We start from the raw sequence: 20,078 nt of genomic DNA, 5'->3' as shown, positions 1-20,078 counted from the left end.
GTGGGACCGCCTTGCGGCCCATCGCGATAAAGGCTGCGCCTCCAGGGAATCGCGATCACCTGTAGGCGCAGCCTTGTGTCGCGCAGGGCTGCTGTGCAGCCCCAGGCATCATCAAGTCATCTGGATGATGGTCTGCATGATGGTGCTTTCGGTGGAAATGGTCTTGGCGTTGGCCTGGTAGTTGCTCTGCGCCTTGATCAGGTTGACCAGCTCGCCGGTCAGGTCGACGTTGGAATCTTCCAACGCGCCACCCGTAATCTGACCCAAAGTACCGGTATCAGGGGCGCCGATCACCGGCACGCCCGAGGCGTAGGATTCCTTCCAGTTGGTGCCGCCAATCGGCGTCAGGCCTTGCAGGTTGGCGAAATTGGCAATCGCCACCTGGCCGATCACCTTGTCCTTGCCGTTGGTGAAGCTGGCGAACAGGTAGCCGTTCTGGTCGATACTCAACCCGGACAGCTCGCCTGTGGCGAAGCCGTCCTGGGTCTTGGCGATTTCAGCGGATGAGGCGTTGTACTGGGTGGCGCCGAGCATGTCCAGCTTGACGCCATCGGCGTTGGCGACGGCGCCATTGGCCGACCACTCGCCAGCGGCATTTTTCTGCGCCGGAATCCAGTCGTTGAGCTGGAAGATCTTGTCTTCACCAATGCTCAGGCCGCCGACCACGTCACCCGCAGCCATGGCGTCCTTGTCCAGCGTGCCATCGGACTTGAACGGCACGGCGTTGACCAAGGGCGTGGTAGAAGCCGGGTTAGCCGGGTTGCGCCCATCGATGGTGGTGTGCATGGACCAGGTATTGGTAACGTCGTCCTTGATGAAGTACTGATTCATCTGGTGTTCGTTGCCCTGGCTGTCATACACCGGGGTATTGAAGGTGAAGTTGTAGGAACTGGCGTTGGTCGGATCGAACGGCGTGACCGACGGGGCGGTGGCACCCGAGTTGAGGTTGATCTTCTCGGTGATGAGGCTGGTCGGCTTCGGCGTCAGGTTGGACGTGTCAATTTGCAGGTCGGTCAGAACACCCTGGATGATCTTGCCGTCCTCACCGACCGCATAGCCCTGCAGGTTTGCCCCGCCGGCATTGACCACATAGCCTTCCTTGTCGCTGTAGAACGCGCCGGCACGGGTGTAGATCTTCGAACCGTTGTCATTCAGGGCGAAGAAACCGTTGCCATCGATGGCCATGTCCAGCGCCTGGCCGGTGGCATTGATGTTGCCCGGGGTGAACAGCTGGGAAACCGCGGCGGTCTTGACGCCGGTGCCGATCACGCTCTTGCCGGCACTGGTACCGCGAATGGAGTTGGAGTACTGGTCGGCGAACTCGGCACGCGACGATTTGAAACCGGTGGTGGCGACGTTGGCAATGTTGTTGCCGGTAACGTTAAGGGCCTTGTTCGCTGCATAGAGGCCGCTAAGGCCGATGTTGAAAGACATGTGTAACTCCTGTCGTTTTGCTCAGGCCCTAGATGCCGATGCTTTGAATTTTGGAAAGCGCAACACTGCCCAGCCCGGCCAGGTTGAGCATCATTTCCGAACCGTTGGTACCCATGGTCACGCTGGTCACCGACGCTGGCAGGTTGGTGGTCATGCTGGTGGCCTGGCCATCGATCGAGGCCGTGGCCTTGAAGGTATAGGTCCCGGCAGCCGCGACTTCACCGTCATCGTCCAGGCCGTCCCAGGTAAAGTCGATACTGCCGGCTTTCTGGGTACCCAGGTCGATGGTGCGCACCAGCTTGTCGTCCTTGTCGTAGATGCCCACCGAAGTCGAAGTACTGGACGAGGTCAGGTTGACCGAACCTCGCAGGTCCTTGCTGGTGTCGACAACGGCTTTGTCGGTCTGCACGACCACATTGCGCCCCACCAGGGAAGAAGCCTGCAGGGCTTGGGAAGACTGCAGCCCAGCGGCGATGTAGGTCACTGCATCATTGAGCGACTGCATGCTTTCCAGGCTGCTGAACTGCGCCAACTGGGCGACGAACTCGCCGTTTTCCTGCGGGTCGAGCGGGTTCTGGTTCTGCATCTGGGTTACCAGCAACTGCAGAAACGCATCCTTGCCCAGTGCACTGCCGGCAGCACCGGTTGAGCTGTCGGTTTTCGACGTCTGCTTCTGCAGCGAGGTGAGGTACGCGCTGCCAGCGTCTGTCGTGGAATTGGTGGTGGTCATGTCGGCTTCCTATCACTGCCCCAGGGTCAGCACTTTCTGCATCATGCTCTTGGCCGTGTTCATCAGCTCGGCGTTGGTCTGGAACGCGCGGCTGGCCGAGATCATGTCAGCCATCTCCTCGACCACGTTGACGTTCGGGTAGTAGACATAGCCGTCCTTGTTCGCCGCCGGGTGGTTCGGCTCGTAGCGGGCTTCAAGGTTGCTCTGGTCTTCGACGATGCCCTTTACCTGCACGCCCTGCCCGGCTTCACCCTGGTCCTCGAACAGCGACTGGCTGCCGCCAGCCTGTGCATCCTGGAAGGTCGTGGCGAACACCGGATGGCGAGCGCGGTAGGTCTGGTCGATGCTCGACGAGACTGTCTCGGCGTTGGCGATGTTGGAAGCGACGGTGTTCAGGCGCGTGTTCTGCGCGCTCATGCCGCTACCGGCAATATTGAAGACACTGGAAAGGGACATGGTCATTCTCCCCGCAGGGCTGAAACCAGCCCTTTGAATTTACTGTTGAGCAAGGTGAAGCTGGCCTGGAAGCCAATGGCGTTTTCGGTGTAGTTCGACTGCTCGATCTGCGCGTCGACGGTGTTCTGGTCGATCGAAGGCTGCAGCGGCGTGCGGTATTTGAGCGTGTCGTCAGCAGCGACGGCCAGGCCTTCGGCTTCGATGTGCCGGCTGTTGGTCCGCTCCATGGCAAAGCGGCCACTTTGCTGCTTGCTGGTTTCGGCGGCGAGCACCGAAGAGAAGTCCATGTCGCGCGCCTTGTAGTTGGGCGTGTCGGCGTTGGCAATGTTGTTGGCCAACACTTCGGCGCGCTGGGCGCGGAAGCCCAGGGCCTTTTCGTGAATGCCAAGCGCCTTGTCGAAACTGATGCTCATATCGGGGAAACCTTCAGAGGTTGACCGGAGTTTTGTTGAGCAAGCTATAGCAAGGGCTGTGCCAACCCCCCCCTGCCCCCCGAAAATATAGGGTATGCGCGCGGCATGCTGTCAGCGTGATGCCAGAAAAGCGGCAAAGGCCTTCCGCCTTTGGCAGTGAAAGCGGCAATTGCCGGTTGGCAAAAGCGGCAAAACAAAAATTTGACGTCAGGGTTTTCCTGAGCCGGCCTCTTCGCGGGCATGCCCGCTCCCACAGGGGCCATGCAAGCCTGAAGGCGGTACAGGCAAACAAAAAGGCCGGCAACTTTCGTCGCCGGCCTTCTGCTTACTTGGCCTGGTAGATAATCCCCGGGCTGCATTGCACCATCTGGTAATGGTCCGGCAACCCGTTCAACGCCTCCGAGGCGCCGAGGAACAAGTAGCCACCCGGCTTCAGCGTGCTGTGAATACGCAGCAGGATGTCGCGCTTCACCTGCGCCGAGAAGTAGATCAACACGTTGCGGCAGAACACGATGTCGAACTTGCCCAGGCTGGCATAGCTGTCGAGCAGGTTGAAGGCACGAAACTCGACGCGGCTGCGGATCGCCGGCTTGACCGCCCAGCGCCCAGGCCCCTTGGGGTCGAAATAACGCTGCAGGCGCTCCTGGGACAAACCGCGGGCAATCGCCAGGCTGTCGTACTCACCGGTCTTGCAGTTGGTCAGCATGGTACCGGAGAGGTCGGTAGCCACGATTTGCGCACCCATCTTCAGCTGGCCGAGGTTGCTGCGCTCGAACTCGTCAATGGCCATCGAGATGGAATACGGCTCCTGGCCCGACGAGCAGGCGGCGGACCACATGCGCAGCCGCTGCCCAGGGTTGTTGCGAATGAACTCGGGGATAACCTTGTTCTTCAGCACTTCGAACGGATAGGTGTCGCGAAACCACAAGGTCTCGTTGGTGGTCATGGCATCGACCACCTGCTCGCGCAGGCCGCCGCGCGGCTGGGTCTGGATGCGCTGCACCAGCTCACCCAGGCTCTTGATGCCCTGTTGCTCCATCAGCTTGTTGAGACGGCTGGAAACCAGGTACTGCTTATTTTCCCCCAGCAGGATGCCACAGGCTTTCTCCAGGAAGACCCGGAACTGTTCGAAATCCAAATTACCCGTAGACACTACTGCCGCCTCTTTTCAATCACTGGTGCCAGGGCTTGCCCCGGCTGCTTCAATGCGCTGCCTTGATCCGGTCGACCACCCGCTGGGCCAGGTCGTCCGGCTTGAACTTGGCCAGGAAGTCATCAGCGCCGACCTTCTTGACCATCGCCTGGTTGAACACCCCGGAAAGCGAAGTATGCAGGCAGATGTGCAGTTTTTGCATGCGCGGGTCACTGCGAATTTCCGCGGTAAGCGTATAGCCGTCCATTTCCGGCATTTCAATGTCGGAGATCATCATCAGGAACTCCTCTTCCGGCTTCTTGCCCTCCTCTACCAGCTGGCGCAGGTAGTTCAAGGCCTGACGGCCGTCATTGAGCGCCACCACTTCCACCCCGACGGTCTGCAGGCAGCGGCTGACCTGCTTGCGTGCCACCGACGAATCGTCGACGGTCAGCACCCGCAGCAGCACGGCCTTGTCCTGTACCTCGGCATCGACCACCCCGGCCGATACCGATTCGGAAGAAGGTGCCACCTCGGCCAGCACTTTCTCCACGTCGATGATCTCGACCATGCGGTTATCCACCCGGGTGACGGCGGTCAGGTAGTGGTCCCGGCCGGTACCCTTGGGTGGTGGGTGGATCTCTTCCCAGTTCATGTTGACGATGCGTTCGACCGAATGCACCAGAAAGCCCTGGGTCTTGGTGTTGTACTCGGTGATGATCACGAAACTCTTGCGCGTGTCTTCCTGCAGCGGTCGCAGCCCGGTCGCCATCGACAAGTCGAGGATCGGGATGGTCGCCCCACGAATGTTGGCCACCCCGCGCACCACCGGGTGCGCCTTGGGCAGCAGGGTCAGCGCAGGGCATTGCAGCACTTCCCTGACCTTGAATACGTTGATGCCGTAAAGCTGTTCGCCATTGAGGCGGAACAGCAGCAACTCCAGGCGATTCTGCCCCACCAGCTGCGTGCGCTGGTTGACCGAATCCATCACACCCGCCATGCCAGACTCCTTAACATTTCAGCCTTACGTTGCAACTCGAACAGTGAGTCGGCACGGGCTTTGCTTTTTTGAGCGTCATGTACACGAAAACGACATTTTTCCGACGATTGACGCGCCTGCTGACTGGCTCGCTGGCCACGCTGTGCCTGCTGATGCCCGGCGTTCGCACGCTAGCGGACGCGTTCACCTTGCCTGAACAGCTTATCGGTGTCACCCAAGGGTTTCTTGAATTTACCGTCGAAGATTATCTGACCAGTACCCAGACCGCCGGCCGCTATGAAATCGAGGTCAGCTCGCTGGACCCGCGCCTGCGCATGCCGTTGTGCAGCCAGCAACTGGACGCCTCGCTGGAAAGCCCCGCGCAGCCACTGGGCCGGGTGACCGTGCGGGTGCGCTGCAATGGCGCCGCGCCGTGGACGGTATTCGTTCCCGCCACGGTGCGGCTGTTCCGCGACGTGGTGGTGGTAACCCGCCCGCTCAAGCGTGACAACGTCGTTGGTGAAGGCGACGTGGCCCTGCGCGAACGGGATGTCGGCACCCTGGGCCAGGGCTTCCTCAGCGAACTGGACCAAGCCGTGGGCATGAAGATGCTGCGCCCCACGGTGATCGACCAGGTGCTCACCCCGCAGCACCTGGAGCAGGCCGAGGTGGTGCGCAAGGGTGATCAGGTGGTCATCGTGGCGCGCAGCGGTAGCCTGAGCGTGCGCATGCCAGGCGAAGCCCTGAGCAAGGGCGGCCTCAGCGAGCAGATAAGGGTACGCAACCTCAATTCGAAACGGGTGGTCAAGGCCAGGGTCACCGGCCCTGGCCAGGTCGAGGTCAGCATGTAGACCAATCGCCAGAAGGCGCTGGCGGTGCGGAACCGCATTTCCTAAACTGTGTCAGAAAACGGGTGGCGAGCTTGCTGACAGGCGGCAACGCATTTGTGCCTAAAGTTTCTATCGGGTTGGCCGAAAACAAGGCAAGCGTCCAAATACCCAGAGGTTTCTGATCATGGTCATCGACTTCAGTCGTTTGAATAACTCTCCGTCCGTCACGGGCGGCGTGCGCGGTAACAGCGCCACCGGCAGCGCCGAAAAACCGGCAGCCAGCCAGGAAGCGGTGAAAGACACCGGCGCCAGCGGAGAAGCGGTACACCTCAGCCAAGAGGCCCAGCAGTTGCAGAAGATCAGCGACAAGCTGCGCGACGAACCGGTGGTCAACAGCGCCCGTGTGGCTCAGTTGAAACAGGCTATCGCCGACGGCAGCTACCAGGTCGATGCCGGCCGGGTCGCCAGCAAACTGCTTGATTTCGAAGCCCAGCGCTGACCGAGCGGCGCGCTGACTTCACGGACGCTAGAAAAGCCAAGAGTTAGCCATGCACGACACCACTTTGCTGCAACTGATCGAAGATGACATTGCCCCGATGCAGGAACTGCTAGACCTTCTGCACAAGGAAGCGATCGCCCTGCACGGCCGCGACATGCCGCTGCTGGAGCAGATCCTGGCGCGCAAGCAGTCGCTGATCATCTTGCTCGAACAGCATGGCCAGCGCCGCAGCCAGTTGCTTGCCAGCCTGGGGCTGAGTGCCGACCGCAGCGGCGTGCAGGCCATGGCCGCGCAGTCGCCGCACGGTGATGTGCTGTTGCAGCGGCTGGATATGCTGGCGCAACTGATGGATGAGTGCCAACAGGTCAACCAGACCAATGGCCGTATCATCCAGGTGCAGCAGCACGTCACCAGCAACCAGATCCGCATCCTTCACGGCGGTGACTCGCCGTCGCTGTACGACAGCCGTGGCGGCACATCGCTGCTGAGCAAGCCACGCGCCCTCAGCCAAGTCTGATTTTTCTATCAAGGCACGGAACATACTGGCAAAATGCCGTTACTTGCGTGAGTCGCTTTTGCCTGGAGAACGATAAGCCGTGTTCAATGAATCAGATGCCCCGCAACCGCCAAAGGTGCTGAGCACCCCTTTGGAGATTGCGGCCAACTTGCGGCAACTGCAAGAAAGCCACGACCCGCTGATCATCACCTTCCATGACCGCAGCCACCGCTTCCAGAGCTACGTGACGCACGTGGACCGTGAAAGCAACACCCTGGCGCTGGATGAAATGATCCCCCGTGACGGCGAGAAGTTCATCGAGAGCGGTGAACACTTCCGTGTCGAAGGCTTCCACGACGGCGTGCGTATTGCCTGGGAATGCAACCACGCCCTGAAGATCAGCGAAGTCAACGGCCACCGCTGCTACAGCGGCCCCTTGCCAGTCGAGATGACCTACCACCAGCGCCGCAATGCCTTCCGCGCCGCGCTTAAGCTGTCGCAACTGGTCGACGTGATCCTTGACGGTACCCACCTCAAAGGCAACGGTGCCCTGCGGGGCAAGCTGCTGGACATCTCCGCCACCGGCTGCAAACTGCGCTTCGAGGGCGATGTCGAAAGCCGCCTGCAACTGGGCCAGGTGTATGAGCGCTTCAAGGCGGGTAACCCGCTGGGCCTGGTCGACACCATGGTCGAGCTGCGCCACCTGCATTACGAAGAGCGCATCAACACCACCTTTGCCGGCGTACGCTTCCACAACCTCAGCGGCCCGGCACAGCGCAAGGTCGAGAGTTTCGTGTACCAGCTGCAGCGTGAGGCGCGGCGGTTCGACAAAGACGACTATTGACCGTCGGCTGGTTAAAGCAGAAACGCCACCTTTCGAGGTGGCGTTTTCGTTTGTGTTTCTCCTGTGCTGGCCCCTTCGCGGGCTTGCCCGCTCCCACAGGTATTGCACTGCCCTCGAGGCTGGCAGTGACCCTGTGGGAGCGGGCGAGCCCGCGAAGAGGCCAGCACAGGCTTACACTGACTTGCTCGCGTCTTCAGCCTCGGGCGCCTGTTGCTCGGCCCCCTTCTCTTCCGCCTCGGTATCCTCTGCCGCCACCGGTGCCTGCATTACATCCTGCACGGTCTGCTCATCCACGCGCGGGTCCAGGGCCGCCGACAATGGCGAACCGGCCGCCGGCATCGCCACGTGACCAAGCGGTGCGTCCTGCACCTGGTGCAAGCCGGTAACCGCCTTCGGCCGGATGCGCCACACCAGCACCAGCGCAAAGAACACGAAGAAGGCATACAGCATCTGCGCGCCCAGCACCTTCATCAGCACGCCAGCCGCCAATGGCCCGATACAGGCGCCAACGCCGTAAGTCACCAGCAGCATCGCGGTCAACGACACCCGCCGCTCACTTTCCACGTGGTCGTTGGAAAACGCCACCGCCAGCGGATACAGGCAGAACTGCAACAGCGAAATCACGAAGCCGATGCCGAACAGCAACTCCAGCGGCACGCTGGGCAGTACCGCCAACGGCGCTGCCGACAGTGCCAGGCCCACCGCCACGCTGCGGATCAGTACCGCCCGGTCGTAACGGTCGGACAACCAGCCCAGCGGCCACTGCACCAGCAGGCCGGCAAAGATGCAGCTACCCATGAACAAACCGATCTGCTCCGTACTCATGCCCTGGCTGGAGGCATACAACGGCGCCAGGCCGTAGAACGAACCCACGATCAGCCCCGAGCCGAGCACGGTGCTGAGCGACTGCGGCACGCGCTTGATGAAGAATTTCGGCTCCATCGGGGCCGGGCGCAAGGGTGCCGGGTGAATACGCCGGGTCATGGCCACCGGCACCAGGCACAGCGCAAAGCACATAGCCACCAGCATCAGCAGTTCCGGGCCAAGCGCCGGGTGCACCACCAAAATCAGCTGGCCGAGCACCAGGCCCAGGTACGAGGCAATCATGTACCCGCTGAACACCGCGCCGCGGTGCTTCACATCCGCCTGCTCGTTGAGCCAACTCTCGATGACCATGTACTGGCACATCATGCCCAAGCCAACAATCATGCGCAGGCCGACCCACGCCGGCAGCCAGTCGGTCAGGCCATGGCCGAGCACCGCCGCGCCAACGATGCCGGCGCAGGTGGCGTAAGCGCGTATGTGCCCGACCCGACCGATCAGCCGGTGGCCGACCTTGCCGCCCACTGCCAGGCCAAAGTAGTTGGCCGCCATCAAGGCACCTACCCACAAGCTGTCGACGTGGTCGGCAGCCAGGCGCAGGGCGAGGTAGGTACTGAGCAGACCCGAGCCGATCAACATCATCAGCGCGGCGAAATACAACGACTGAAACGGCTTCCATACATTTCGCATAGGTACCGAGGAGCTCCCTGGTCAGGTGGCGGGCTGCTAGCAGCATAAGGGCAAAACCCGCTCGGCGCAGGCCCCCTTGAGCGATTTGCCGCCATGGCGGCGTGTCCGGTGCAGGTGGTGTCGCGATCAGGCTGGTACTGCCAGCACGCGCTGTTTGGCACGGCTGCTGGCGACCTAGCCTTCGATGAATTCGCAGTTCAACAGTTCCCACGCCAACGGCGCTGCATGGCTCACTCGCGCAAGGTCATGCCATTGGCTGGCAGCGGCAGGGCGGTTTTATAGCGCACCTGCTTCAGGGCAAAACTCGAGCGAATATTGGCCACCCCCGGCAACCGGGTCAGGTAATCGAGAAACCGCTCCAGCGCCTGGATGCTTGGCAGCAGTACCCGCAGCAGGTAGTCCGGGTCACCGGTCATCAGGTAGCACTCCATCACCTCGGGCCGCTCGGCGATTTCTTCCTCGAAGCGATGCAGCGACTGCTCCACCTGTTTCTCCAGGCTGACATGAATGAACACGTTCACATCCAGCCCCAGCACTTCGGGCGACAACAACGTCACCTGCTGCCGAATCACGCCAAGCTCTTCCATGGCCCGCACCCGGTTGAAACAGGGCGTGGGCGACAGGTTCACCGAGCGTGCCAGCTCGGCATTGGTGATGCGGGCGTTCTCCTGCAGGCTGTTGAGAATGCCGATATCGGTACGATCGAGTTTGCGCATGAGACAAAATCACCGGTTTTTTTTGGTTATACGGAATGTTTATCTGTCGCGCACAGCAAAGGCAATCAACTTGAGAGAAAAATTCTCCTGCCGGGCCACTAAGATGTAGGTGACGCTGACCTGCCAGTCACAAGCCGGCACTCAGCGGCGGCCGCTTCAAAGCTCACAAAAACAAATACCCGAGCGAGCGTAAAAAGCATGAACGAGTACGCCCCCCTGCGTTTGCATGTGCCCGAGCCCACCGGCCGGCCAGGCTGCCAGACCGATTTTTCCTACCTGCGCCTGAACGACGCAGGTCAAGCCCGCAAGCCTCCTGTGGATGTCGATGCTGCCGACACCGCCGACCTTTCCTACAGCCTGGTCCGCGTCCTTGACGAGCAAGGTAACGCTCAGGGCCCGTGGGCTGCAGACATCGACCCGCAGGTCCTGCGCCAGGGCATGCGCGCCATGCTCAAGACCCGCGTGTTCGACAGCCGCATGGTGGTTGCCCAGCGCCAGAAGAAGATGTCTTTCTACATGCAGAGCCTGGGCGAGGAAGCCATCGGCAGCGGCCAGGCACTGGCATTGAACCGCACCGACATGTGCTTCCCCACCTACCGCCAGCAAAGCATCCTGATGGCCCGCGACGTGTCACTGGTGGACATGATCTGCCAGTTGCTGTCCAACGAGCGCGATCCGCTCAAGGGCCGCCAGCTGCCGATCATGTACTCGGTACGCGAGGCCGGCTTCTTCACCATCAGCGGCAACCTGGCCACCCAGTTCGTGCAAGCCGTCGGCTGGGCGATGGCCTCGGCGATCAAGGGCGATACCAAGATCGCCTCGGCGTGGATCGGCGACGGCGCCACCGCCGAGTCGGACTTCCACACCGCCCTGACCTTCGCTCACGTGTACCGGGCGCCGGTCATTCTCAACGTGGTCAACAACCAGTGGGCCATCTCGACCTTCCAGGCCATTGCCGGTGGCGAATCGACCACCTTCGCCGGCCGTGGCGTGGGCTGCGGCATCGCCTCGCTGAGGGTCGACGGCAACGACTTCGTCGCGGTGTACGCCGCCTCGCGCTGGGCCGCCGAACGCGCGCGCCGTGGCATGGGCCCCAGCCTGATCGAGTGGGTCACCTACCGCGCCGGCCCGCACTCGACCTCTGACGACCCGTCCAAGTACCGCCCCGCCGATGACTGGAGCCACTTCCCGCTGGGTGACCCGATCGCCCGGCTTAAGCAGCACCTGATCAAGATCGGCCACTGGTCCGAAGAAGAACACCAGGCCACCACCGCCGAATTCGAAGCGGCGGTGATCGCCGCGCAGAAAGAGGCCGAGCAATACGGCACCCTGGCCAACGGTCACATCCCGAGCGCTGCCTCGATGTTCGAAGACGTGTACAAGGAAATGCCCGACCACCTGCGCCGCCAACGCCAGGAACTGGGGGTTTGACATGAACGACCACAACAACAGCATCAACCCGGAAACCGCCATGGCCACCACCACCATGACCATGATCCAGGCCCTGCGCTCGGCCATGGATGTCATGCTTGAACGCGACGACAATGTAGTGGTGTACGGCCAGGACGTCGGCTACTTTGGCGGCGTGTTCCGCTGCACCGAGGGCCTGCAGGCCAAGTACGGCAAGTCGCGCGTATTCGACGCGCCGATCTCCGAGAGTGGTATCGTCGGCACCGCGGTAGGCATGGGCGCCTACGGTTTGCGCCCGGTGGTGGAAATCCAGTTTGCCGACTACTTCTACCCTGCCTCTGACCAGATCGTTTCCGAAATGGCCCGCCTGCGTTACCGCTCGGCCGGTGAATTCATCGCCCCGCTGACCCTGCGCATGCCCTGCGGCGGCGGCATTTACGGTGGCCAGACCCACAGCCAGAGCCCGGAAGCCATGTTCACCCAGGTGTGCGGCCTGCGTACCGTCATGCCATCGAACCCATACGACGCCAAGGGCCTGCTGATCGCCTCGATCGAATGCGACGACCCGGTGATTTTCCTGGAGCCCAAGCGCCTGTACAACGGCCCGTTCGACGGCCACCACGACCGCCCCGTGACACCCTGGTCGAAACACCCGCACAGTGCCGTGCCCGACGGCTACTACAGCGTACCGCTGGACAAGGCCGCCATTGCCCGGCCAGGCAATGACGTGACCGTGTTGACGTACGGCACCACCGTGTACGTCGCCCAGGTGGCAGCTGAAGAGAGCGGCGTCGATGCCGAAGTGATCGACCTGCGCAGCCTCTGGCCGCTGGACCTCGAGGCCATTGTCACATCGGTGAAAAAAACCGGCCGCTGCGTGGTAGTGCACGAGGCCACCCGCACCTGTGGCTTTGGTGCCGAACTGGTGTCGCTGGTGCAGGAGCACTGCTTCCACCACCTGGAGGCGCCAATCGAGCGTGTCACCGGCTGGGACACCCCCTACCCTCACGCACAGGAATGGGCTTACTTCCCTGGGCCTTCGCGGGTAGGCGCGGCATTGAAAAAGGTCATGGAGGTCTGAATGGGCACGCACGTCATCAAGATGCCGGACATTGGCGAAGGCATTGCGCAGGTAGAGTTGGTGGAATGGTTCGTCAAGGTCGGCGACACCATCGCCGAAGACCAGGTGGTGGCCGATGTCATGACCGACAAGGCAACTGTGGAAATCCCTTCGCCGGTCAGTGGCAAAGTATTGGCCTTGGGCGGCCAACCCGGGGAAGTGATGGCGGTCGGCAGCGAGCTGATCCGCATCGAGGTGGAAGGCAGCGGTAACCATGTGGATGTGCCGCAGGCCGTACAGGTGGAAACTGCAGCTGCGCCGGCAGCGCCGCAGGAACCCGTGAAACCGGTCGCCTGCCAGGCACCGGCCAACCACGAAACCCCGCCCATCGTGCCGCGTCAGCCGGGCGACAAGCCGCTGGCTTCGCCCGCCGTGCGCAAGCGCGCCCTGGATGCGGGTATCGAACTGCGCTACGTGCATGGCAGCGGCCCGGCCGGGCGCATTCTGCACGAAGACCTCGACGCCTTCATGAGCAAGCCGCAAAGCAGCACTGGGCAGGCGCCGAATGGCTATGCCAAGCGCACCGACAGCCAGCAGGTGCCGGTGATCGGCCTGCGCCGCAAAATTGCCCAGCGCATGCAGGACGCCAAGCGCCGGGTCGCGCACTTCAGCTACGTGGAAGAAATCGACGTCACGGCCCTCGAAGCCCTGCGCCAGCAACTCAACAGCAAGCACGGCGACAGCCGCGGCAAACTCACCCTGCTGCCGTTCTTGGTGCGTGCGCTGGTGGTGGCGCTGCGTGATTTCCCGCAGATCAACGCGACCTACGACGACGAAGCGCAGGTCATCACCCGCCATGGTGCGGTGCATGTCGGCATCGCCACGCAAGGGGACAACGGGCTGATGGTGCCGGTGCTGCGCCACGCCGAAGCAGGCAGCCTGTGGGCCAACGCCAGCGAGATCACGCGCCTGGCCCATGCCGCGCGCAACAACAAGGCCAACCGCGAAGAACTGTCCGGTTCGACCATCACCCTGACCAGCCTCGGAGCGCTGGGCGGTATCGTCAGCACGCCCGTGGTGAACACGCCGGAGGTGGCGATCGTCGGCGTCAACCGCATGGTCGAGCGGCCGGTGGTGATCGACGGCCAGATCGTCGTGCGCAAGATGATGAACCTGTCCAGCTCGTTCGACCACCGGGTGGTCGATGGCATGGACGCCGCCCTGTTCATCCAGGCCGTGCGTGGCCTGCTCGAACAACCTGCCTGCCTGTTCGTGGAGTGATCATGCAACAAACCCTACAAACCACCTTGCTGATCATCGGCGGCGGCCCTGGCGGCTATGTCGCGGCCATCCGCGCCGGGCAACTGGGCATACCCACGGTGCTGGTCGAGGGCCAGGCGCTGGGCGGCACTTGCCTGAACATCGGCTGCATCCCGTCCAAGGCACTGATCCACGTGGCCGAGCAGTTCCACCAGGCAACCCGCTACACCGAAGCCTCACCGCTGGGCATCAGCGTGGCTTCGCCGCGCCTGGACATCGGCCAGAGCGTGGCCTGGAAGGACGGGATCGTCGACCGCCTGACAACCGGGGTCGCCGCCTTGCTGAAAAAACACGGAGTCAAGGTTGTGCATGGCTGGGCCAAGCTGCTCGACGGCAAGCAGGTCGAGGTCGATGGCCAACGTATCCAGTGCGAACACCTGCTACTGGCCACCGGCTCCAGCAGCGTTGAACTGCCGATGCTGCCGCTGGGTGGCGCGGTCATTTCCTCCACCGAAGCGCTGGCACCCAAAGCCCTGCCCCAACACCTGGTGGTGGTGGGCGGTGGTTACATCGGCCTGGAGCTGGGTATCGCCTATCGCAAACTGGGCGCGCGGGTCAGCGTGGTGGAAGCGCGCGAGCGCATTCTGCCGACTTACGACACTGAACTGACCGCACCGGTGGCCGAGTCGCTGAAAAAGCTGGGCATCGCCCTGCACCTGGGCCATACCGTCGAGGGTTACCGAGATGGCTGCCTGCTGGCCAATGATGGCCAGGGTGGGCAGTTGCGCCTGGAGGCTGACCAGGTACTGGTGGCGGTCGGCCGCCGACCACGCACCCGCGGCTTCAACCTGGAATGCCTGGACCTGGAGATGAACGGCGCCGGCATCGCCATCGACGAGCGCTGCCAGACCAGCATGCACAATGTCTGGGCCATCGGTGACGTGGCTGGCGAGCCGATGCTGGCGCACCGGGCCATGGCCCAAGGCGAGATGGTGGCCGAGATCATCGCCGGCAAAACCCGCCGTTTCGAGCCGGCAGCCATTGCCGCCGTGTGCTTCACCGACCCGGAAGTGGTGGTAGTCGGCAAGACCCCGGAGCAGGCCAGCCAGCAGGGCCTGGACTGCATCGTCGCGCAGTTCCCGTTTGCTGCCAATGGCCGGGCCATGAGCCTGGAGTCGAAAAGCGGTTTCGTGCGCGTGGTGGCGCGCCGTGACAACCATCTGATCGTGGGTTGGCAGGCGGTTGGCGTGGCCGTTTCCGAGCTGTCCACGGCGTTTGCCCAGTCGCTGGAGATGGGCGCATGCCTGGAGGATGTGGCCGGTACCATCCATGCCCACCCGACACTGGGTGAGGCGGTACAGGAAGCGGCACTGCGCGCCTTGGGGCACGCCCTGCATATATGACACTGAAGGGGCCAAGGCCGATTTGGCCCGCTGCGCCGTGAGGCGCCGCGGGTCTTTTTTTTACTCACGGGGCCGGCACAGGCTACTCGGCTATGACGTTCTTGCCATTGCCCTTGGCCCGGTACAGCGCCTGGTCCGCCCGCGCCAGCAGCTCGACCTGGTCTTCCCCGCCGCGCCGCTGTACCACGCCGTAGCTCATGGTCAGCTGGCAGTCGCCCACCGGCTCCAGCCGCTGTACGGCCTGGCGCAGGCGCGTTGCTACGTCCAACGCCTCGCTCAGGGCGGTCTGCGGCAGCACGATGATGAACTCGTCACCCCCCCAACGCGCCAACAGGTCAAAATCACGCAGGCAGCTGCGCAGGTTTTCCGCCACCTGCACCAATGCCCTGTCACCCTGCGCGTGGCCATAGCGGTCATTGATCGGCTTGAAATCATCCATGTCCATGGCAATCAGCGACAACGGCTGGCGAAAGCGCTGAGCGCGCTGACACTCCAGTTGCAGCTCCTTTTCCAGCCGGTAGCGACTGGCGACGCGGGTCAGGGCATCGCGTTCGGCCAGCTCGCGGTTTTCATCCAGCTGGCGCTGCAACTGCTGGTTGACCCAGGACAGTTCGCGGGTGCGTTCGGCAACCAGGCTCTCCAGTGATTGGTTCTTCTGTTGCAGCTGCGCAACCAGGCGCTTGCCAGCGTCAATGTTGCGGTGCGCACCGAGCATGCGTGCCACCGAGCCATCGGCGTTGCGGTCGATGATATAGCCAGTGTCCTCGATCCACAGGTAACTGCCATCCTGGCAGCGGCAACGGTACTCGATAAGGTAACGCTCGGTGCGGTGCTCGATGTAAGCCTCGAAATGCGCCATCACCCGGGGGTAGTCTTCGGGATGGATCACACTTTCCCAGGTGAATACCGAGTTGGCCTTGGAATGGTTGGCATAGCCCAGCATGGCGTACCAACCGGGGTTGCGATAAACGTAGCCGGTGTTGGCGTTCCAGTCCCAGATGCCATCGCTGACCAACTCGAACAAGGTGTGCAACTGCTGCTCGCTGAAGCCGGCGGGCGCCGGCCTGGTTTCCTGATTCATGCGCTCTCCCTGATGCCCAGCAACTGCGTGCCCATCAAGGGGCTGCCGACATTATGTGTTTGCCGCAGGCGGCAAGATCATGTCTGTCAGTGGCAAGCATAAGCCTGGCGCTGGGAGACCGGAAGAGATCCAACGGCGTATATTTTTACCGGCCATGACGGCCTGATCGGGGGCAAGCCTCAGGGCTTTGGAGAGGTAGGCAAACAGAGGGGGAAATGGCGTCCCAGGCAGGAATTGAACCTGCAACCTTCCCCTTAGGAGGGGGACGCTCTATCCAATTGAGCTACTGAGACGCAAACACCGGCAGCGAGCGCTGCACAGCGGGACGGCGAGCATGTTAACCAGCATGCCAGCATTTGTCATGCCTGTACCGGGCTTTTTCGCGTAATCCTTTTCTGGCACTACGTCGCCCCGGGCAGCACGCCCGTTTCGCGCAGCAGTGTGAACAGGCCGGCGACGGCTGTTTCCAGGCGGTTGGAATTGTCCAGCACATGCACGGTGGGGTCGCTGGTGTGCTGTAAACGTGCATTACGGGCCAGGCGCTGCTCGATTTGCGCCGCCGTTTCCCGCCCGCGGGCCAACAAGCGCTCGCGCAGCACTTCGGGGCTGACTTCGACCAGCACCGCCAACAGGTCCGGGTAACGCGCACGGGCTTCGGCCAAATAGGCGCGCGAGCCATTTACCAGCACCGGCCTGCCCGCCTGCAGCCAGGCGTCCACCTGCACCGCAATGCCATAGTCCAGGCCATTGGCCTGCCAATGCATGGCGAACGCGCCCTGCGCGAGCAGGGCCGCAAATTGCTGCGGGGTAACGCCATGGGCCGCTTCGCCCCGCGCTTCTGCCGAGCGGGTAATGACCCTGCGGGCGATTTCCACGCCGGCGGCAGCCAGTTGCTCACGGGAAGCTTCCAGGATGGAATCCTTCCCGGACCCTGACGGGCCCATCAAAAATATCAGCCGCCCTGCCCCTGATCGGCGGTCGCTTGCGTCATGTTGCATAGCCACTATGCTCTATGGAGGGAACCCGGCGCATTCTAGGGGTTTTCCTGGTCTTTTGCTGTTTTTTACGAGTTTTTGACGGTAAAAGGCTGACGGTCAGGCGAGCCGGAGCATGTAAAACTTTTCAAACCAGTACTCATTTCTGATAATTGGTACTGGCACAAAGCCTTTACCCGGCTCACTATTTGTCACAGAATTGACGCCAAGGAAACGGCGACCTTGAGGCAAGATGAGCATCCAATTTTCACTGACGGTTGAACATTTTGTCGCCACGACGGTCGTATTTTCACCCCCGTGCGGCCAATTTGAGAACCGCTTCCCCTGAACCAAAATCCGGTCAATTTATATGCGCCCAATGAAACAGGCTATTTATTCGAGCCGCACCGCTGACAAGTTCGTCGTCCGCCTGCCAGACGGAATGCGTGAGCGCATTGCCGAGGTAGCGCGCAACCATCACCGCAGCATGAACTCCGAAATCATCGCACGCCTGGAGCAGAGCCTTATCCAGGAAGGCGCGTTGGGTGACGAGCTGAGCATGCGCCTGGACAGCCCGGAGCTGTCCCTGCATGAACGCGAGTTGCTGCAACGTTTCCGTCAGCTCTCCCACCGCCAGCAAAACGCCTTGGTTGCGCTGATCGCGCACGATGCAGAGATGGCAGCCGACGCTTCCTGAAGGTTGCCAGCGGATACAAAAAAGCCAGCGTCAGCTGGCTTTTTTGTGGGTCACTACAGGGAATTCGCCCCCGGTAGGAGCGGCCTTGTGTCGCGAAAGGGCCGCAGCGCGGCCCCGGCAATGTCGGCTGTAACGCCAGAACCCGGGGCCGCTGCGCGCCCCATCGCGACACAAGGCCGCTCCTACCGGGATCGCGTAAGGCAAGAAAGGGGTTACAGCAAGAATAGCGTCGCCAGCCCCAGGAAGATGAAGAACCCGCCACTGTCGGTCACAGCCGTGATCATCACACTCGCGCCCATCGCCGGGTCCCGCCCCAGTCGCGCAAGGGTCATCGGGATAAGCACGCCCATCAGCGCGGCCAGCAACAGGTTGAGGGTCATCGCTGCGGTCATCACCACCCCCAATGACCAGCTGCCATACAGCCAGAAAGCCACCGCACCGATCACCCCGCCCCACACCAGGCCGTTGATCAGCGATACCGCCAGCTCTTTACGCATCAAACGGCTGGTATTGCCCGGCGACACCTGATCCAGCGCCATGGCACGGACGATCATGGTGATGGTCTGGTTACCGGAGTTGCCACCAATACCGGCAACGATCGGCATCAACGCGGCCAAGGCCACCAGTTTTTCAATCGAACCCTCGAACACGCCGATCACCCGCGAAGCCAGAAACGCGGTGATCAGGTTGATCGCCAGCCAGGCCCAGCGGTTGCGGAACGAACGCCAGACCGAGGCGAAGATGTCCTCTTCTTCGCGCAGACCGGCCATGTTGAGGACTTCGCTCTCGCTTTCCTCACGAATCAGGTCGACCATTTCGTCGATGGTCAAACGGCCGATCAGGCGCTCGCTCTTGTCGACCACCGGCGCCGATACCAGGTCGTAACGCTCAAAGGCCTGCGCGGCATCGTAGGCATCTTCCTCGGGCTGGAAAGACACGGGGTCGGTCGCCATGACCTCCGCGACTTTCTTCTCCGGGTCGTTGACCAACAGGCGCTTGATCGGCAACACCCCTTTGAGGATGCCGTCGTAATCGACCACGAACAGTTTGTCGGTATGGTTGGGCAGTTCTTTGAGGCGGCGCAGGTAGCGCAGCACCACTTCCAGGCTGACGTCTTCGCGGATGGTGACCATCTCGAAGTCCATCAGCGCACCGACCTGCTCCTCGTCGTAGCTCAGCGCGGAACGCACCCGCTCGCGTTGCTGCGCATCCAGCGTTTCCATCAGCTCGTGGACAACGTCACGCGGCAACTCAGGCGCCAGGTCAGCCAGTTCGTCGGCGTCCATTTCCTTGGCCGCCGCCAGCAGCTCGTGGTCGTCCATGTCGGCAATCAGCGACTGACGTACGGAGTCGGAGACTTCGAGCAGGATGTCGCCGTCGCGATCCGAGCGCACCAGCTGCCAGACCGTCAGGCGGTCTTCCAGGGGCAAGGCTTCGAGGATGTAGGCGACGTCGGCGGGGTGAAGGTCATCGAGCTTGCGCTGCAGCTCGACGAGGTTCTGGCGGTGGACCAGGTTCTCGACCAGGTCGTTGTGCGCACCTTCCTGGCGGTGGGTCAGGTCTTCGACCACACGCTGGCGCTGCAGCAACTCGATCACCTGGGCCAGGCGGTCCTGCAGGCTGTCCTGTGCTTTTTTTACTTCTACTTCGGTCATAGGCGAACTCCACTCCCAGCAGCGGAGCACGCCGGGAGAATCAATCGGTCAGATCTTTCGGTATGAATCGTGTTAGCGAGTAACTACTGGGTAAGTCCATGGTGGTTTTCCACAAGCCCCGGCGGGGCTGACGGGCGCAATCATACACTGCTAAAGCTGTCAGATCGCTTAAATTTTTGGCTAGAACAATCGTTTGCGCGATAAAGCTGGGACAACGCACGAAGCCAACAGTGCGACGGTTGTCATGGGTACGAAAGCACATTGAATTTCGCATATGTCGCGGCAGTGCGGCCTTGGAGCTGCGAAGCGCCCCGGCCACGGCACAACCTTTACAGGAAAGCTTAGATGGCCATGGTCGACAATTCTGTGACACGCAGAAACAAAAAGCCCGCTCTGTTGAGCGGGCTTTTTGATGGGGTATGGCGGACTCAGCAGGATTCGAACCTGCGACCGCTCGGTTCGTAGCCGAGTACTCTATCCAGCTGAGCTATGAGTCC

Annotated in this window: 20 protein-coding genes and 2 tRNA genes; 9 read left to right on the top strand and 13 right to left on the bottom strand. The window is 62.0% G+C overall.

What is annotated here, in order from left to right; genetic code table 11:
• Positions 1 to 111 precede the first annotated feature (111 nt).
• From flgE to EGJ22_RS13100, 6 genes are all read right to left on the bottom strand, one after another.
• A complete protein-coding gene (flgE, locus tag EGJ22_RS13125; RefSeq protein ID WP_009684243.1) occupies positions 112 to 1,434 on the bottom strand; it encodes a flagellar hook protein FlgE in 1,323 nt (440 codons plus the stop codon).
• Between the two features lie 28 nt (positions 1,435 to 1,462).
• Positions 1,463 to 2,164, bottom strand: coding sequence for a flagellar hook assembly protein FlgD (gene flgD, locus EGJ22_RS13120; protein ID WP_009684244.1), 702 nt, complete (start codon positions 2,162 to 2,164; stop codon positions 1,463 to 1,465).
• A gap of 12 nt (positions 2,165 to 2,176) precedes the next feature.
• Positions 2,177 to 2,620 carry a flagellar basal body rod protein FlgC gene (flgC, locus tag EGJ22_RS13115; RefSeq protein ID WP_025340101.1) on the bottom strand — a complete coding sequence of 148 codons (444 nt, stop codon included), beginning with the start codon at positions 2,618 to 2,620 and terminating at the stop codon, positions 2,177 to 2,179.
• Between the two features lie 2 nt (positions 2,621 to 2,622).
• Positions 2,623 to 3,033 carry a flagellar basal body rod protein FlgB gene (gene flgB, locus EGJ22_RS13110; RefSeq protein ID WP_009684247.1) on the bottom strand — a complete coding sequence of 137 codons (411 nt, stop codon included), beginning with the start codon at positions 3,031 to 3,033 and terminating at the stop codon, positions 2,623 to 2,625.
• 325 nt (positions 3,034 to 3,358) lie between these two features.
• Positions 3,359 to 4,186 carry a protein-glutamate O-methyltransferase CheR gene (cheR, locus tag EGJ22_RS13105; protein ID WP_009684248.1) on the bottom strand — a complete coding sequence of 276 codons (828 nt, stop codon included), beginning with the start codon at positions 4,184 to 4,186 and terminating at the stop codon, positions 3,359 to 3,361.
• 49 nt (positions 4,187 to 4,235) lie between these two features.
• Positions 4,236 to 5,165, bottom strand: a complete 930-nt coding sequence (locus EGJ22_RS13100; protein ID WP_009684249.1) for a chemotaxis protein CheV — start codon at positions 5,163 to 5,165, stop codon at positions 4,236 to 4,238.
• 77 nt (positions 5,166 to 5,242) lie between these two features.
• Between EGJ22_RS13100 and flgA the strand changes: the two genes are divergently transcribed.
• The 4 genes from flgA to EGJ22_RS13080 all read left to right on the top strand — a co-directional run bounded on the left by flgA (position 5,243) and on the right by EGJ22_RS13080 (position 7,813).
• Positions 5,243 to 5,995 carry a flagellar basal body P-ring formation chaperone FlgA gene (flgA, locus tag EGJ22_RS13095; protein ID WP_029887005.1) on the top strand — a complete coding sequence of 251 codons (753 nt, stop codon included), beginning with the start codon at positions 5,243 to 5,245 and terminating at the stop codon, positions 5,993 to 5,995.
• 163 nt (positions 5,996 to 6,158) lie between these two features.
• Positions 6,159 to 6,473 (top strand): flagellar biosynthesis anti-sigma factor FlgM, encoded by a 315-nt coding sequence (flgM, locus tag EGJ22_RS13090; protein WP_009684251.1) that lies wholly within the window; start codon positions 6,159 to 6,161, stop codon positions 6,471 to 6,473.
• A 49-nt stretch (positions 6,474 to 6,522) separates the two neighbouring features.
• The gene (locus EGJ22_RS13085; protein WP_009684252.1) at positions 6,523 to 6,990 is read left to right on the top strand and encodes a flagella synthesis protein FlgN; all 468 of its coding nucleotides are present in this window, start codon (positions 6,523 to 6,525) and stop codon (positions 6,988 to 6,990) included.
• 79 nt (positions 6,991 to 7,069) lie between these two features.
• Positions 7,070 to 7,813 (top strand): flagellar brake protein, encoded by a 744-nt coding sequence (locus tag EGJ22_RS13080; protein WP_009684253.1) that lies wholly within the window; start codon positions 7,070 to 7,072, stop codon positions 7,811 to 7,813.
• Between the two features lie 171 nt (positions 7,814 to 7,984).
• Here the strand turns inward: EGJ22_RS13080 and EGJ22_RS13070 are convergent, their stop codons facing one another.
• Together EGJ22_RS13070 and bkdR are read right to left on the bottom strand one after the other, a co-directional pair.
• Positions 7,985 to 9,325, bottom strand: coding sequence for an MFS transporter (locus EGJ22_RS13070; RefSeq protein ID WP_009684254.1), 1,341 nt, complete (start codon positions 9,323 to 9,325; stop codon positions 7,985 to 7,987).
• 230 nt (positions 9,326 to 9,555) lie between these two features.
• The gene (bkdR, locus tag EGJ22_RS13065) at positions 9,556 to 10,041 is read right to left on the bottom strand and encodes a Bkd operon transcriptional regulator BkdR (RefSeq protein ID WP_003254485.1); all 486 of its coding nucleotides are present in this window, start codon (positions 10,039 to 10,041) and stop codon (positions 9,556 to 9,558) included.
• 198 nt (positions 10,042 to 10,239) lie between these two features.
• Here bkdR and EGJ22_RS13060 point away from each other — a divergent pair, with 198 nt between their 5' ends.
• The 4 genes from EGJ22_RS13060 to lpdA are packed head-to-tail and all read left to right on the top strand — an operon-like array spanning position 10,240 to position 15,174.
• Complete coding sequence (locus EGJ22_RS13060; RefSeq protein WP_029887003.1) at positions 10,240 to 11,472, top strand: 3-methyl-2-oxobutanoate dehydrogenase (2-methylpropanoyl-transferring) subunit alpha; 1,233 nt, start codon at positions 10,240 to 10,242, stop codon at positions 11,470 to 11,472.
• A 1-nt stretch (position 11,473) separates the two neighbouring features.
• Positions 11,474 to 12,532, top strand: coding sequence for an alpha-ketoacid dehydrogenase subunit beta (locus EGJ22_RS13055; RefSeq protein ID WP_009684256.1), 1,059 nt, complete (start codon positions 11,474 to 11,476; stop codon positions 12,530 to 12,532).
• Positions 12,533 to 13,792 (top strand): dihydrolipoamide acetyltransferase family protein, encoded by a 1,260-nt coding sequence (locus tag EGJ22_RS13050; RefSeq protein WP_009684257.1) that lies wholly within the window; start codon positions 12,533 to 12,535, stop codon positions 13,790 to 13,792. It abuts the gene before it with no gap.
• A 2-nt stretch (positions 13,793 to 13,794) separates the two neighbouring features.
• Positions 13,795 to 15,174 (top strand): dihydrolipoyl dehydrogenase, encoded by a 1,380-nt coding sequence (lpdA, locus tag EGJ22_RS13045; RefSeq protein ID WP_029887002.1) that lies wholly within the window; start codon positions 13,795 to 13,797, stop codon positions 15,172 to 15,174.
• Positions 15,175 to 15,256: 82 nt separating this feature from the next.
• Here lpdA and EGJ22_RS13040 read toward each other — a convergent pair whose 3' ends face one another.
• The 3 genes from EGJ22_RS13040 to phnN form a co-directional block, all read right to left on the bottom strand.
• The gene (locus tag EGJ22_RS13040; RefSeq protein ID WP_029887001.1) at positions 15,257 to 16,255 is read right to left on the bottom strand and encodes a sensor domain-containing diguanylate cyclase; all 999 of its coding nucleotides are present in this window, start codon (positions 16,253 to 16,255) and stop codon (positions 15,257 to 15,259) included.
• Between the two features lie 216 nt (positions 16,256 to 16,471).
• Positions 16,472 to 16,548 (bottom strand) — tRNA-Arg (locus EGJ22_RS13035).
• A gap of 108 nt (positions 16,549 to 16,656) precedes the next feature.
• Complete coding sequence (gene phnN / locus EGJ22_RS13030; RefSeq protein WP_029887000.1) at positions 16,657 to 17,253, bottom strand: phosphonate metabolism protein/1,5-bisphosphokinase (PRPP-forming) PhnN; 597 nt, start codon at positions 17,251 to 17,253, stop codon at positions 16,657 to 16,659.
• A 346-nt stretch (positions 17,254 to 17,599) separates the two neighbouring features.
• Here phnN and EGJ22_RS13025 point away from each other — a divergent pair, with 346 nt between their 5' ends.
• Entirely contained in the window at positions 17,600 to 17,926 is a 327-nt protein-coding gene (locus EGJ22_RS13025; protein ID WP_009681471.1) for an Arc family DNA-binding protein, read from the top strand.
• Between the two features lie 212 nt (positions 17,927 to 18,138).
• Here EGJ22_RS13025 and mgtE read toward each other — a convergent pair whose 3' ends face one another.
• Positions 18,139 to 19,581, bottom strand: a complete 1,443-nt coding sequence (gene mgtE / locus EGJ22_RS13020) for a magnesium transporter (RefSeq protein ID WP_009681472.1) — start codon at positions 19,579 to 19,581, stop codon at positions 18,139 to 18,141.
• 420 nt (positions 19,582 to 20,001) lie between these two features.
• Positions 20,002 to 20,078 (bottom strand) — tRNA-Arg (locus EGJ22_RS13015).

The sequence above is a fragment of the Pseudomonas sp. p99-361 genome (assembly GCF_003935475.1).
Lineage (GTDB): Bacteria > Pseudomonadota > Gammaproteobacteria > Pseudomonadales > Pseudomonadaceae > Aquipseudomonas > Aquipseudomonas juntendi.
Note: the sequence above shows the minus strand (reverse complement) of the source record. Positions and strands in the feature narration are given on the sequence as shown.